The sequence below is a fragment of the Paeniglutamicibacter kerguelensis genome (assembly GCF_017876535.1).
In the GTDB taxonomy this organism is placed as follows: domain Bacteria; phylum Actinomycetota; class Actinomycetes; order Actinomycetales; family Micrococcaceae; genus Paeniglutamicibacter; species Paeniglutamicibacter kerguelensis.
The window spans coordinates 2,427,265-2,441,833 of sequence record NZ_JAGIOF010000001.1; the positions used below are offsets into that span (position 1 = coordinate 2,427,265).

General features: G+C 68.0%; 12 protein-coding genes. 4 read left to right on the forward strand and 8 right to left on the reverse strand.

The genetic code is table 11. The features are described from left to right. The first annotated feature begins 3 nt into the window (after window positions 1–3). The 4 genes from JOF47_RS10975 to JOF47_RS10990 all read left to right on the forward strand — a co-directional run bounded on the left by JOF47_RS10975 (window position 4) and on the right by JOF47_RS10990 (window position 4,439). A complete protein-coding gene (locus JOF47_RS10975) occupies window positions 4–684 on the forward strand; it encodes a methionine ABC transporter permease (protein ID WP_209997743.1) in 681 nt (226 codons plus the stop codon). 137 nt (window positions 685–821) lie between these two features. Then, on the forward strand, window positions 822–1,676 hold the full coding sequence (locus JOF47_RS10980) for a MetQ/NlpA family ABC transporter substrate-binding protein (RefSeq protein WP_209997748.1): 855 nt from the start codon (window positions 822–824) through the stop codon (window positions 1,674–1,676). Window positions 1,677–1,936: 260 nt separating this feature from the next. After that, a complete protein-coding gene (locus tag JOF47_RS10985) occupies window positions 1,937–2,788 on the forward strand; it encodes a MetQ/NlpA family ABC transporter substrate-binding protein (RefSeq protein WP_209997750.1) in 852 nt (283 codons plus the stop codon). Between the two features lie 613 nt (window positions 2,789–3,401). Beyond that, complete coding sequence (locus tag JOF47_RS10990; RefSeq protein ID WP_209997764.1) at window positions 3,402–4,439, forward strand: endonuclease/exonuclease/phosphatase family protein; 1,038 nt, start codon at window positions 3,402–3,404, stop codon at window positions 4,437–4,439. Window positions 4,440–4,671: 232 nt separating this feature from the next. Here the strand turns inward: JOF47_RS10990 and JOF47_RS10995 are convergent, their stop codons facing one another. The 8 genes from JOF47_RS10995 to JOF47_RS11030 all read right to left on the reverse strand — a co-directional run bounded on the left by JOF47_RS10995 (window position 4,672) and on the right by JOF47_RS11030 (window position 14,508). Then, on the reverse strand, window positions 4,672–6,198 hold the full coding sequence (locus tag JOF47_RS10995; RefSeq protein WP_209997765.1) for an amino acid permease: 1,527 nt from the start codon (window positions 6,196–6,198) through the stop codon (window positions 4,672–4,674). Between the two features lie 422 nt (window positions 6,199–6,620). Beyond that, window positions 6,621–7,934: a glutamate-1-semialdehyde 2,1-aminomutase gene (hemL, locus tag JOF47_RS11000; protein ID WP_209997768.1), complete on the reverse strand. Its 1,314-nt coding sequence runs from the start codon at window positions 7,932–7,934 to the stop codon at window positions 6,621–6,623. After that, window positions 7,934–8,917 carry a porphobilinogen synthase gene (gene hemB, locus JOF47_RS11005; RefSeq protein ID WP_209997776.1) on the reverse strand — a complete coding sequence of 328 codons (984 nt, stop codon included), beginning with the start codon at window positions 8,915–8,917 and terminating at the stop codon, window positions 7,934–7,936. Before hemB ends, hemL begins: the two co-directional genes overlap by 1 nt. A 59-nt stretch (window positions 8,918–8,976) precedes the next feature. Further along, a complete protein-coding gene (locus JOF47_RS11010; RefSeq protein ID WP_209997778.1) occupies window positions 8,977–9,855 on the reverse strand; it encodes a uroporphyrinogen-III synthase in 879 nt (292 codons plus the stop codon). Between the two features lie 5 nt (window positions 9,856–9,860). Next, window positions 9,861–10,835 carry a hydroxymethylbilane synthase gene (gene hemC / locus JOF47_RS11015; protein WP_209997788.1) on the reverse strand — a complete coding sequence of 325 codons (975 nt, stop codon included), beginning with the start codon at window positions 10,833–10,835 and terminating at the stop codon, window positions 9,861–9,863. Continuing rightward, the gene (locus tag JOF47_RS11020; protein ID WP_209997790.1) at window positions 10,832–12,037 is read right to left on the reverse strand and encodes a ferrochelatase; all 1,206 of its coding nucleotides are present in this window, start codon (window positions 12,035–12,037) and stop codon (window positions 10,832–10,834) included. Before JOF47_RS11020 ends, hemC begins: the two co-directional genes overlap by 4 nt. After that, window positions 12,034–12,681, reverse strand: a complete 648-nt coding sequence (gene hemQ / locus JOF47_RS11025; protein WP_245356761.1) for a hydrogen peroxide-dependent heme synthase — start codon at window positions 12,679–12,681, stop codon at window positions 12,034–12,036. Before hemQ ends, JOF47_RS11020 begins: the two co-directional genes overlap by 4 nt. Window positions 12,682–12,867: 186 nt before the next feature. After that, window positions 12,868–14,508: a protoporphyrinogen/coproporphyrinogen oxidase gene (locus tag JOF47_RS11030; protein WP_245356344.1), complete on the reverse strand. Its 1,641-nt coding sequence runs from the start codon at window positions 14,506–14,508 to the stop codon at window positions 12,868–12,870. Between the last annotated feature and the right edge of the window lie 61 nt (window positions 14,509–14,569).

A 14,569-nucleotide genomic window follows, 5' to 3' on the forward strand; every position in this document is an offset into this window, starting at 1 on the left:
AACATGGACTTCTTCGACGACTTGATGACCAACCCCGGCATCACCAAGGCCCTGTGGCCCGCGTTGCTCGAGACCCTGCAGATGACGGGTATTTCCACCTTCTTCACCATCCTGATCGGCCTGCCGCTCGGCATCCTGCTGCTGAACACCGCCAAGGGCGGGCTGACCCCGAACAAGACCCTGAACGGGATCCTCTCCGGCGTCATCGTGAACATCACCCGGTCGATCCCGTTCGCGATCCTCATGGTTTCGTTGATCCCGTTTGCCGCATGGCTGGTGGGCACCTCGCTGGGCCCGATCGCGGCCTCCGTCTCGCTGACCATTGGCACCATCCCGTTCTACGCCCGCCTGGTTGAAACCGCCCTGCGCGATGTCTCCGCGGGCAAGATCGACGCGGCGCTGGTCATGGGTTCGACCAAGATGCAGGTCATCCGCAAGGTGCTGGTCCCCGAAGCCATGCCCGGCATCATCGCCGCGACGACCACCACGATCGTGACGCTGATCGGCTACTCCGCGATGGCCGGCCTGGTCGGCGGCGGCGGCTTGGGCCGACTCGCCTACAACTACGGCTTCCAGCGCTACGAACCGACCATCATGATCGTCACCATCGTGATCATGGTGCTGCTGGTGCAGTTCGTGCAGATCCTGGGCGACCGGATCTCCCGTCTGGTCGACCACCGCTAACCCCCGGGGGCGCCGCCTCGGCGCCCCTCCCGAAAGTTTCCGGCGGTTAATCCGCCGGCGCGCAGCCAGTAGCCGCTAGCTGCGTTGGTTACCCGGCGTCCCGGACGCCGGTTCTTCATGAAAAGGAAACGCATCCAATGCGTAAGAAACTAGCTCTCGCACTCACCGGAGTCGCAACCCTGTTCGCCCTGACGGCTTGCGGTGGCGGCGCTGCCACCCCCAGCGCGGACCTCAACGCCACGCTGGACCCGGCCAACCCGACGATCGTCAAGGTCGGCGCCAGCCCGGTTCCGCACTCGCAGATCCTCCAGTACATCGATGAGAACCTCGCCAAGAAGGCCGGCATCGACCTGGACATCACAGAGATCGACGACTACCAAACCCCGAACCTGGCGCTGAGTGACGGTTCGATCGATGCCAACTTCTTCCAGCACGTGCCGTTCTTCGACGACCAGGTCAAGACCAAGGGCTACAAGCTGGAGCACGGCGCGGGCATCCTGCTCGAACCGCTGACCGCGTTCTCCAAGAAGTTCGCCGACGCGGCCTCGGTGACCGATGGCGCGCTCGTTGTGCTGATGAACGACCCGTCGAACCAGATCCGCGGCCTGCGCGTCCTCGAGAGCGCCGGACTGATCAGCGGCATCGTCGATGGCGATTCGGTCCTGACCGTCGAGTCCGACGAGGCCAAGAACCCGAAGCACCTGAAGTTCCAGGAAGTGAACGCCGAACAGGTGCCGAAGTTCTACCAGGAGGATTCCACCGTGGGAATCGCCGTGGTCAACGGCAACTACATCGTCCAGGCGAAGCTGAACAAGGACGAGGTCCTTGCCGTGGAGCCGACCAAGGACAATCCGAACGCCAACATCCTGGCCTGGCGCGCCGGCGAGAAGACCGCCGCCGTGGCCAAGCTCGATGAGCTGCTGCACTCGGACGAGGTCCGCACCTACATCAAGACCACCTGGCCAGAGGGCGACGTCATCCCGGCCTTCTAGGCCCGGCTTGACCCACCTGCAAGACCCCGGTTGGTGCGGCGTCCGTCCCGCCGCACCAACCCACCCCCGGGCGCACGGTCCACTCCCGCGGACCGGCCTCACCCAGCTTTTCCATCGCAGTATCCCCTTGGGGCGCACCCGTGCCCCTTCGTGATTTTCCGGCGGTTCACTTCCGCCGGCGCGCAGCCAGTAGCCGCTAGCTGCGTTAGTTGCCCGTTGTCCACCGACTCCGGGTCTTGATGAAAAGGAAAACGCATCCGATGCGTAAGAAACTCGCACTTGCCCTGACCGGCGTCGCAACCCTGTTCGCACTGACGGCTTGCGGTGGCGGAAATTCCGCTGCCCCCAGCGCGACGGCAACGCTCGACCCGGCCAACCCCACGATCGTCAAGGTCGGCGCCAGCCCGATCCCGCACGCCCAGATCCTCGAGTTCATCGACAAGAACCTGGCCGCGAAGAACGGCATCGATCTGGAGATCACAGAGATCGACGACTACCAGACCCCGAACATCGCGCTTGCGGACGGCAGCCTGGACGCCAACTACTTCCAGACCGAGGCCTACCTGGCCGACCAGATGAAGACCAAGGGCTACAAGTTCGAGCACGGCCCCGGCATCCACCTGGAACCGCTGACCGTGTTCTCCAAGAAGTTCAAGGACGTCGCCTCGGTGACCGAGGGCGCCGTTGTCGTGTTGAACAACGACCCGGTCAACCAGCTGCGCGGCCTGCGCGTGTTGGAATCCGCCGGCCTGCTGACCGGCCTGGTCGACGGCGACTCGGCCCTGACCGTCCAGGACGACGCGGCCAAGAACCCGAAGAAGCTCAAGTTCCAGGAAGTCAACTCGGAGCAGGTCCCGAAGTTCTACCAGGAAGACCCGACCGTGGGCATGGCAATCGTCAACGGCAACTACATCGTCCAGGCGAAGCTGAACAAGGACGAGGTCCTGGCCCAGGAATCGGCGGAGAACAACCCGAACGCCAACTTCCTGACCTGGCGTGCGGGCGAATCGACCCCGGCGATCGCCAAGCTCGACGAGCTGCTGCGTTCGGACGAGGTCCGCGAGTACATCAAGACCACCTGGACCGAAGGCGACGTCATCCCGGCGTTCTAGGCTCCACACGGCTTCCCTCCGGGGAGACCGCAAGATGCGCTGCTCCCCCTGCCTCAGCAGGATGGGGCAGCGCATTTTTCGTGCCCGCGACACGTCAATCACGCCTTGCCGCCGCACGGCGGCACCACACCCACGGCGGCGGACCGAGACGGGCGACGCCTCCCGCGCCGCAGCTAGGTCCCGCAAGCGGGTCACCGGTCGCCAAATTCGGCTGCTTTCCCCTTATTGACTCGCGACCGCCGGTGTTAGCATGGGCAAATGAGTTCGCCCCGGATGCACTCGCATCGTCCGGGGCCGCTCAGGACCCCGGCCGTAATGGCGCGGTCGAGGCCCCTGCAAGGACAAATCCAAGTGGCCGGACCCGGCCATGGTCGATTGGGGTGGCCAGATGTCGCGGAGACTTCGTGCATTTTGGGGAGCATTGGCAGCGTTGGTTCTCGCTGCCGCGATCGGGGGCTGGCCAACACCCGGCGCAGCGCCGGCGGTGGCACCTCAACAGGGGATTGCAGTACATCCGCAGGCCCCAGAAAGCCCCTCGATCACGGGGCCGCCAACGAAGCCCTTGCCGAAGCAGGTTGCCACCGGCAATGCACCGGCACCGCAGATCACGGCAATGAGTTTCAACATCCTGACGGCTCTCCGACACCAAGATGAGCACCCTTGGGACGAACGCCGTGCGGCCGTGGCCAAGACGGTCACATCGCATTCCGTGGATGTCCTGGGAGTCCAGGAAGCCTCCATCTCCCGTGACTGGGATGATAACGACGACGACATCCCCCAGTGGGAGAGCCTGCGCCGGGCCCTTGCCAAAAAGGGGTACGGCCACGCCCTCACGGGTTCCGACGGCAAGTACGAGGATTGCGGCAAGAAGGACTGTTCCGATGACGAAGCGGAGCAATTCGGCCTGCACATCTTCTACAAAAAGGCAACTGTGGAACCCATCGGCACCGGGGGAACCGTCAACGTGGACAACGACTGGTGCGAATGGGACGACCGCGCCATGGTCTGGCAGGTCTTCCGCACGCGCACCACACCGTCGACCACATTTCTGATGGTGAACACCCACCTGGACTTCGAGGGCATCAACGAGCGCGGCGACTTCGAGCGCTGCCGTAACGGGCAGGTCAAGAACATACTCAAGGCCCTGCGCACCTCGATCAATCCGCAGGGCTTGCCGGTTCTCTTCATGGGCGACCTGAACTCCTATGCCTACCAGAAGCCGGTGAAGACACTGCTCAAGAACGGATTCAGGGACACCGCAAAAGTCGATGCGCCGGGGAAGAACACCACCTTCAACAGTTTCCACGGATTCAAGAACCCGCTCCCGCGGGTACCCGGCAAGCGAATCGACTACATCATGGTGGACAAGGGCATCGGAGTCAAAAGCTGGGAACTGGTCGTGAAGATCGATCCCCGCACCGGCAAGTTCAAGGGCAAGGTGCCGTCAGACCACCATCCCCTCCTGGCGGTGCTGGCGTTCCCCTCCCCCAAGGCTCCGGAGCTCAAACCGGCCGCCCCGGTTCCGGCCACGCCAACACCCACGGTTCCGGCCATCAAACCAGCCGCCCCGGTTCCGGAACCCCAACCGACCCCGGACTCGTGGCTCTGCGGCGCCAATTTTCCTGACCCGTTGCGCCAGTTCTGCTCCTAGTGCCGTGGTCACCAGACCGGCGGTGACTGAACAACCATCGGCTACCGCCGAGACGTCCTGGTGCGCCCCGGTTGCCAGCGTTCGGGCATCGGCCGAAGGCCTGCCCGAACGCGTGCCGACATGGCAGGTACGCAAAAGCGCCGGCACCCTGTTCTGGATCGCAGAAGTGGCGCCGGCGCTTTCGCCTGTTCAATGCTTGTTTGCCGGGCCCCGGCGGGGGCGGTCGGCGGTCTTACTTTCCGACGAGCTCCGGCTCGTCGACCTTTCCCATCGCTGCGATCTGGTCGGCGAACTTCTCGTTCAGGCGCGAGTGGCGTCGGCCATAGCCGAAGTAGATCGCCACACCCAGCACCAGCCAGCCGGCAAAGTAGATCCAGGTCTCGACGGCCAGGTTGAGCATCAGGTAGGTGCACAACAGGGCCGAGACGATCGGTATGACCGGACCGAACGGCACGCGGAAGGCGGGCTTCAAATCCGGGCGCTTGCGGCGCAGGACGATGATGCCCAGGCTGACCATCACAAAGGCGGACAGCGTGCCGATGTTGATCATTTCCTCGAGCACGTCCACGCGGGTGAAGCCTGCGGCAAATGCCACCAGGGCACCGCAGATGACGGTGATGCGCACCGGGGTGCCGCGCTTGGCGCTGGTCTTGGACAGCGAGCGCGGCAGCAGGCCGTCGCGGCTGATGGCAAGCACCACGCGCGAGAGGCCCATGAGCAGCACCATGATCACGGTGGTCAGGCCGATCAGCGAACCGACGGCGATGACCGATGCGGCGCCCTCGTTGCCCACCAGCGAGAACGCGGTGGCCAGGTTCGGGGTTTCGACTGCAGCGAGGTCCTTGTAGGAGACCATGCCGGTCAGTGCGAGCGAGACGCCTACGTAGAGCAGCGTGGTCAGGGCCAGGCCCGCGAAGATGCCGCGCGGCAGCGTCTTACTCGGGTTCTTGACCTCCTCGGCGCTGGTGGCCACGACGTCGAAGCCGACGAAGGCGAAGAACACCAGTGCGGCGCCCGCGAAGACGCCCATCATGCCGTACTGCGCCGGAGCGGCGCCGGTGGCGAAGGCGAACAGCGACTGCTTGAGCACCTCAGTGGTGCCGTCACCCGTGGCCGGGACTGCTTCCGGGACGAAAGGCGTGTAGTTCTCCACCTTCACGTAGAAGAACCCGGCGACGATGACAAAGAGCACCACGCCGATCTTGATGACGGTAAAGATGTTGCCGACCGTGGCTGAAAGCTTGGTGCCCATGACGAGCAACAGCGTAAACAGCGCAACGATCAGCAACGGTCCCCAGCTCATGGTGACGATGCCTAGATCAATGGTTGGTGAGAGGTGTACTCCCACGAGCTGGAAGACTTCGGTGAGGTAGATACCCCAGTACTTGGCGATCACCGCTGCTGCGGTGAACAGTTCGAGGATCAGGTTCCACCCGATGATCCACGCGATGAACTCACCCATGGTGGCGTAGGAAAATACATACGCTGAACCTGCAACGGGGATCGCCGTGGCAAATTCTGCGTAACACATGATCGCCATTGCGCAGGTAAGCGCGGCGATCACAAAGGAAAGCGTGACTGCGGGACCGGAGAAGTTTGCTGCGGCCCGTGCACCCACGGAGAAGATTCCGGCGCCCACCGATACTGCTACACCCATGATCATCAGATCCCAGGTGTTCAGGGTCCGCTTGAGCTGGCGACCCGGCTCTGCGGCATCCGCCAAGAAACTCTCGACGGGTTTGGTACGAAATAGGCTCACTATGATCCCCTGGGCAATGAAACGCGAAAACTAACCGCACAAGCCTAGCTGTGCTCCCTTGGCGCGGATTCTGCCGCTTTACTTGGACTCGAGCCCAAATGACGGTCCCCGGCGCGCGGGCCTCCACCGTCGGCCGACCCGCTTTTTGTAGAACAATCTCATGCTGACGTGGGCATTTAGGTCATTGCACCCGGAAACCCAAGCTCGTTCCGGCACCCGGCCCGGGGCGCCGCACCCCACGGCAGCTCCGACGGGCGACGTGAGCCACACCTCACGCCCCGGGCGCTTTCGGAGGCCCGAAATAGCCCGGGCACCTCACGTACCCGCCGGTTAACGCGGAATGCTCCCGGGTTTCCCCGCGGCACCTTGGAGGGGCGCGGGAAAACCGGGGAGCATTCGTGCCGGGGTTCGGCCTTCAGCGATCAGGCCGCCGGGGTGGCTGCGGCCGCGGCGCGGGCGGCGGCAGGCAGCGCCGCGAAGATCTTGTCCATGGCCTCGTCGTCGTGTGCGGAGGACAGGAACCAGGCCTCGAAGACGCTCGGCGGCAGGTAGATGCCCGACTCCAGCATCGAGTGGAAGAACGGTGCGTAGCGGTAGGCTTCCTGCGCCTGGGCCTGCTCGTAGTTGTGCACGCCGTGTACCGAGGTGCCGAAGGCGACGGAGAACAGGTTGCCCGCACGCTGGATCGAGTGATCGACCCCCGCATCATTCAGCGCGGAGGCCAGGGCCGCCTGCAGTTCCAGGGACTTCGCGTCGATGTGTGCGTAGACCTCGGGGGTGGCGTGGGTCAGCTGGGCGATGCCCGCGGCCATGGCCACCGGGTTGCCCGAGAGCGTGCCGGCCTGGTAGACCGGGCCCAGCGGGGCCAGGTAGTCCATGACCTCGGCGCGGCCGCCGAGCGCGGCGGTGGGCAGGCCGCCGCCGATGACCTTGCCGAAGGTGTAGAGGTCCGGGGTCCAGCCCTCGGTGCGGCCGGTCAGGCCCCAGTAGCCAGCGTCGGAAGCACGGAAGCCGGTGAGCACCTCGTCGAGGATCAGCAGGGCGCCGTTGGCGCGGGTGGTCTCGGCGAGGAACTTGTTGAAGCCGGCCTCCGGGGTGACGACGCCCATGTTGCAGGGTGCGGACTCGGTGATGACCGCGGCGATGTTGGCGCCGTGCTCGGCGAACGCGGCGGTGACGGCCTCGCGGTCGTTGTACGGCAGCACCAGGGTCTCGGCGGCGGTGGCCGCGGTGACGCCTGCGGAGCCGGGCAGCGCCAGGGTGGCCAGGCCGGATCCGGCGGCGGCCAGCAGTCCGTCGAGGTGGCCGTGGTAGCAGCCGGCGAACTTCACGATCAGGTCGCGGCCGGTGTAGCCGCGGGCCAGGCGCACCGCGGTCATGGTGGCCTCGGTGCCGGTGGAGACCATGCGCATGCGCTCGACCCCGCCGACGCGGCCCATCACGAGTGCTGCGAGCTTGCCTTCGTCGGGCGTCGACGCCCCGAAGGACAGCCCGCGGTCGACCGCCGCGTGCACGGCGTCCTGGATGGCCGGGTGCGCGTGGCCCAGAAGGGCCGGGCCCCACGAGCAGACCAGGTCCACGTAGGAGTTCCCGTCGGCATCGGTCAGGTAGGCGCCCTTGGCTCCGACCATGAACGGGGGAACGCCGCCGACCGAGCCGAAGGCGCGCACCGGGGAGTTCACCCCGCCGGGCATCAGCTTCTGGGCGGTGGCAAAGAGTTCTGCGGAGCTGGTCATTACTTTCCTTCTTTCAGCCACTGGGCCAGTTCGGAGGCCCAGTAGGTCAACACGGTGTCGGCACCGGCACGGCGGATGCCCAGGACGGATTCGGTGATGGCGGCTCGGCGGTCGATCCAGCCGTTGGCGGCGGCGGCCTCGATCATCGCGTACTCGCCGGAGATCTGGTACGCGGAGACGGGCACCGGGGACATGGCGGCGACGTCCGCCAGCACGTCCAGGTAGCTCATGGCCGGCTTGACCATGACCATGTCGGCGCCCTCGGCAAGGTCGAGCTCAACCTCGACCATGGCCTCGCGGCGGTTGGCCGCATCCATCTGGTAGGTGCGGCGATCGCCCTTCAGCTGGGAGTCGACGGCCTCGCGGAACGGGCCGTAGAACGCGGAGGCGTACTTGGCGGCGTAGGCCAGGATGGAGACGTCCTGGTGGCCGGCCTCATCCAGGGCCTGGCGGATGACGGCAACCTGGCCGTCCATCATGCCCGAGGGGCCGAGCATGTGGGCGCCGGCCTCCGCCTGCGCCACGGCCATGCGGCCGTAGATTTCCAGCGTGGCGTCGTTGTCCACGTTGCCCTTGGCGTCGAGCACGCCGCAGTGGCCGTGGTCGGTGAACTCGTCCAGGCAGACGTCGGACATGATGACCAGCTCGTCGCCGACCTCCGCGCGCACGGCCTCGATGCCGCGGTTCAGGATGCCCGCCGGGTCGATGCCGGCGCTGCCGACGGCGTCGCGGGTCTCCGGGATGCCGAAGAGCATGATGCCGCCCAGGCCCAGCTCGACGGCCTCCGCCGCGGCGGCCTTGAGCGTGTCAAGGGTGTGCTGCACGACGCCGGGCATGGAGGTGATCGGGTTGGGTTCGGCGAGTCCCTCGCGCACGAACGCGGGCAGGATCAGCTGCTGCGGGGCCAGGGTCAGCTCGGCGGTGAGTCGGCGCATGGCGGGGGTGGTGCGCAGGCGGCGGGGCCTGCGGGCTGGGAATGACATTCTGGCTCCTCGTGAAGCTCGGGGTTGTTCAAGTTCTGTGGTGGCTCAAGTTCGGGTGTTCAAGTTCGGGTTGGCCGTGGGCGGCCGGGGCCGGAGGCCGCCAGCGCGGCTTCCCAGGCGGCGATCATGCCCGCCGGGGTGGGCAGGTCCGCGACGGCTGCGGGCGTGAATCCGCGCTCGCGCAGGCGCGCCGCGGTGCTGTCCCCGATGGCGATGAGATCCAGTGCGGCATCCGGCGCGGGCGCCACGGCCAGGAACCTGTCCACCGTGCTCGGGGAGGTGAAGAAGACCGCATCGATGTCGGGCAGGCTCGCGGCCAGCTCGTCGATGTGTAGCCGTCGGCCGCCGGGCGGCAGGTCCGTTGCGGGTGCGCCCGCGGGGGAAACCAGTGCACGGGCCGGATCCGCGGGCGCGGCAACGGTGTTGTAGGCAACCACGATGTGCGCGTCCCACCCGTGGGCGGCGAAGCCGGTGCGCAGCGTGGCGGAGGCGATGTCCGCCTGCGGCATGAACACGCTCGCCGGGCTGGCGCGCAGGGCGTCCCATTCGGCGAGCATGCCGCGGGCCGAGTGGTCGGCCTCCGGCATGAAATCGACGGAGGCCCCCAACTTCAGCACGGCCCGCGCCGTCGCCTCGCCGACGACGGCGATGCGGGTGGCGGACGGGACGGCCAGCTCCAGGCCCATGGCCTTCGCGCGCAGGGCCAGCGCGGTGAGCGTGTTGACGGACGTGAAAACGCACCAATCGAACCCGCCGGCCAGCAGCCGGCGCAGGCCGGCATCGAGTTCCGCGGTGTCGGCGGGCAGCTCGAAGTCGATGAGCTGGCACAGCGCGGTGCGCGCCCCGCGTTCGCGCAGCGCGGCGATCGTGGCGGAGGCCCGATCGGCGCTGCGCAGCAGCAGGGCGGTGCGCCCCGCCAACACCCCGGAAATGGACATGGCCGCTAGAGCCCCGCCAACGCGGCCGCGCCCTCGCGCAGCAGCAGCTCGGCCAACGCCACGCCCAGGGCAATGGCCCCGTCGACGGTGAGCGTTTGCGTGGTGGCGGTCCGGCGCATGGTGTCGGTGCCGTCGGGGCGGCAGGCCACCGAATCGAGCACCAGCGTGTCCTCGAACACGCGGGCCAGCGCACCGATGGGCGCGGCGCAGCCGGCCTCCAGGCGGGCCAGCAGCGCGCGTTCGGCGGTGACGGCCAGGCGCGTGTCGTGGTCGTCGAGCTTCTCCAGCGCCGCGTCGACCGCCGCGTTCGAACTGCCCGCCGCGCGCACCTCGACCGCGAGCGACCCCTGTCCCGGGGCCGGGAGCATGATCTCCGGGTCCAGGTACTCGGTGATGTGGGATTCGAGGCCCAGGCGTTCCAGGCCGGCCGCGGCCAGGATGACCGCGTCCAGGTCGCCCTGGTTGGTGCGGCCCACTCCCCCGTCGTCGGCCTGCGCGGGCGAGCCCTTGACCCGGCCCAGCCGGGTGCCGACGTTGCCGCGGATGTCGACGATCTTCAAATCCGGGCGGAAGGCCAGCAGCTGGGCCGCACGGCGCGGGGATCCGGTGCCGACGGTTGCACCCTCGGGCAGCTCGGCCAGGAAGAGCCCGTCGCGGGCACACAGGGCGTCGCGCACGTCGGCGCGCTTCGGGGTCGCCGCGATGACCAGGCCCTCGGGCTGGGTCGTGGGCAGGTCCTTGAGCGAGTGCACGGCCAGGTCGCATTCGCCGGACAGCAGCGCCTGGCGCAGCGCCGCGGCGAACACGCCGGTGCCGCCGAGCTGCGAGAGCGGCCCGGTGGTCACGTCGCCCTCGGTCTTGACCAGGACGGTTTCGATCTCGATACCGGCCAGCTCCGCGAGCTCCGCGGCCACGTGCCCGGTCTGGGTGGTGGCCAGGGCGGAGCCGCGCGTGCCGATCCGGAAGGGTGCCTGGGTCATGGCGACGGCACCCCGACCTCGGAGTCGACGGCGGCGATGGTGGGCTTGACGGTGCCGTCGCGCATCACCTTGGCGCAGCAGTTGGGTCGGCAGACGTCGAACCACGGCCCGAGCGCGGCGACCGAGTCGCGGCCGGACTTCAGCGCGTTTCCGTCTGCACCTGCAACACGCTCGCTGACCAGGTCGATCATGCCGGAGACGAACTTGGCGTGGGTTCCGGGGGTCGGCACGCGGTGGAAGGCTAGGCCGAGCTCGGCGCAGGTGTCCTTCGCCTCGGTGTCCAGATCCCAGAGGACCTCCATGTGGTCGGAGACGAAGCCGATGGGCACCACCACGACGCCGGCAACGCCGGCTTCCTTGTACTCCTCCAGGGCGTCGTTGATGTCCGGCTCGAGCCACGGGATGTGAGGGGCGCCGGAGCGCGACTGGAAGACCAACGTGTGCTCCAGGCCGGCAGCGGCGGGCACACCGGCGAGGATCGCGTCGGCGACGGCCAGGTGCTGGGCCGTGTACAGGTCGGTGTCCAGCTTTGCGACGAGGTCGCGCGGGCCCGCCGCCTCGGCATCCGAGGTCGGGATGGAGTGGGTGACGAAGACGACCTTGATCTCGCCGTCCGGGTTTCCGGCCTGCGCCAGCTGCGCACGCACCTCGGCCAGCGAGTCCGCCAGGCCTTCCATGAACGGGGCGACGAACGCGGGGGTGTCGAAGTACTGGCGCACCTTGTCCACCTCGAGCTTGCCCTCGAGGCCGGTGTCGCGCAGGGCCTCGCCGAGGTCCTCGCGGTACTGGCGGCAGCTCGAGTAGCCGGAGTAGGCGCTGGTGGAGATCATGAGCACCTTGCGGTGCCCCTCGGCGTACATCCGCTCGACGGTTTCCGGGATGTACGGCGCCCAGTTGCGGTTGCCCCAGTAGACCGGCAGATCGATGCCGCGTGCGACGAGCTCGGCCTCGAGGGCGGCCTTCAGCGCGCGGTTCTGCGCGTTGATCGGCGAAACGCCACCGTTTTTGCGGTAGTGGTGGGACACCTCCTCGAGGCGTTCGTCCGGGATGCCGCGGCCGGCGGTGACGTTGCGCAGGAACGGGATCACGTCGTCCTGCCCCTCCGGACCGCCGAAGGATGCCAGCAGGATCGCGTCGTAGGCCTTGGGTGCCATGACGCCGTTTTCGTCGTAGCCGACGCGCGGGTCGAAGGCCTGGCTCATCGCAGGACCTCGGCGACCTCGGCGGTGGAGACGCGGCGTCCGGTGTAGAACGGGGTTTCCTCGCGCACGTGGTTGCGGGCCTCGGTGTAGCGCAGGTGGCGCATCATGTCGACGAGGTCGATCATGTCCGGCGCCTCCAGACAGATCTGCCATTCGTAGTCGCTGAAGGAGAAGGCGGCGACGGTGTTGGCCAGCACCATCGGGAACTCGCGGCCCAGGATGCCGTGGTCGCGCAGCATCTTGCCGCGGTCCTTCGGGTCAAGCAGGTACCAGTCGTTGGTGCGCACGAACGGGTAGACGGTCATCCAGGCCTCGGGGGCTACGCCGCGGGCGAACGCCGGCGAGTGGTCCTTGGCGAACTCGGCCTCGCGGTGCACGCCCATGGTCGAGTAGACGATCGAGGTCTCGGCGAACAGGAACGAGCGGCGGATCTTGCGCAGCGCGGCCTGCAGGGACTCGGCGGTGGCGCCGTGCATCCAGATCATCACGTCGGCATCCTCGCGCATGCCCGAGACGTCGTAGGTGCCGCGCACGGTCACGCCCTCGGCGGCGAGTTCCTCGACAAGCGCGTCGAAGGCCTCGACGCCCTCGGTTCGGTCCAGGTCGGAGTCGCGCTTGAAGATGGTCCACAGGGTGTAGTACATCGTGGCGTCGCCCGCTGCCTCGCGGTCGCGGATCACTGGCGAATGGCTTTCAACTGCACTCATGATGATTCTTCTGCTTTCTCTGCGGTTCTTCGCGCGTGAAGGCGAAGAGGCTGTTTCTTCTCTGGTGTGAAGGTCTGGTGTGAAAGTCTGTTGAGATCCGGCGGCCCGCCCGGACCCCCGTTGCTAGCTGGCGCTGATGCGCAGGCGCCTGCGGGTGTCGGCCACCACGGCCGCCAACCCGGTCCCGGAGAGCCAGGCGCCGACGACCTCGAGTCCCGGGGTGGCATTCGTGCGTTCGCGGATCGCCGCGACCCGGGCGGCATGCCCGGTCGTCGCAAACGGCAGCGCGCCCGCATAGCGCACCACGTCGAAGCCCAGCACGTCGCCGGCGGTGATTTCCAGGCCCAGCAGGGTGGAGGCGTCCGCAAGCGCCGCGGTCCGCAGCGACGCATCGTCCGCGTTGGCCAGCGACCCGGCCACGTCGTTGAGCCGGCCGTAGGACAGGCGCAGCACGTGGGATCCGGGTCCGGATTCGTCGCCCAGCCACTGCCACTTGGCAGTGCCGTGGGTCAGCGCCTTCGCCCCGACGGTGTCCACGGTCGGCGCGACCAACACGCCGGTGCCGCGCGGGGCGTCGTCGAGTTCGGGCTTGTCGATGACGAGGGTCACCAGCGAGATGCCGGCGCCCGGGGCCGGGCGGTAGCCGGCAAATCCGGGGTCGATGCCGACCAGCAGGTCGGTGGCGATCTCGCCGGGGGTCGCGATGACCACGCGGGAGAAGCATGCGGGTTCGGCCGCGGCCGGCTGGGAGCCGCCCTCGGTCCCGGCCTCGGTGCCGCCGGCCAGGCGGAGCTCGAAGGCCTGGTCCGGATTGCCGGTCCCGGCTTGGTGGTGCACCGAGGCGACGGCCGTTCCGGGCAGCAGCACGACGTTCGCGGCGCGCAAGTCCTTCAGCAGAGCCGCGGTGAGCCTGTTCATGCCGCCGGCGATCGAGGCGACCGCGGAGCCGGCCGGGGCCGCGGCGCGCATGGCCGCCACGGCCTTGGCCAGCGAACCGTGCTTGAGCACCGCCGCGCGCAGGCCCGGGGCGACCGCGTCGACGTCAAGGGTGTCCGGGTCGGCCGAGTGCACGCCGGAGACCACGGGAGTGACAAGATTTTCCAGCACCGCGGTTCCCATCCGTGAGCGCACCAGCGCACCGAGGGACAGTTCACCCTCGAGCAGTTTCTTTGACACCGGGGTGATCAGGTCGGCCGCCGCACGCAGGGCGCCGGCGCGACCCACGGCGCTGCGCACCTCTTCGGCCCACGGGTCGCCGGGGATGCCCAGGATGCCGGTGGCCGGCAGCGGCTGGGCCGCGGATTCGCTGCCGCGCTTGAGGTACAGCCAGGCGCCGCCGGGGGCCGGGGTGACGATGTCGTCGCCCAGCCCGAGCTCAACCAGCAGGTCGGCCACGGCGGTGGAGCGGGTGGCGAAGGATTCGGCGCCGGCGTCGAGCACCAGGCCCGCGACCTCGTGGGCGCGCACGCAGCCGCCGAACTCCGCGGAAGCCTCGTAGACCGTGACCGAGTGACCGCTCATTGCAAGTTCGCGGGCCGCAACCAGGCCGGAGATGCCGCCGCCGATGACGGCCGCACGCGGCCCGGCCGGGGCCTTGGCCTCGGCGGAGCGCTGTTCGCCCGCACGTGCGCGTTGCAGCAAGCGCATGGCGTGGGCCGCGGCGTTGGAGGCCACGGGCGCACGCTTGGCCTTGGGCGCCGCGCCGGGTTCCTGGCTCGCCGGTGCGGCGTTGGAGGCGGGCTGCTCTGGTGCGTTTGACTGCATGATCTCTTCCTGGAGACGGGGGTGCCCCGCCGCCTTCCCGCCCCGTCCCCGCGTTGCCCAA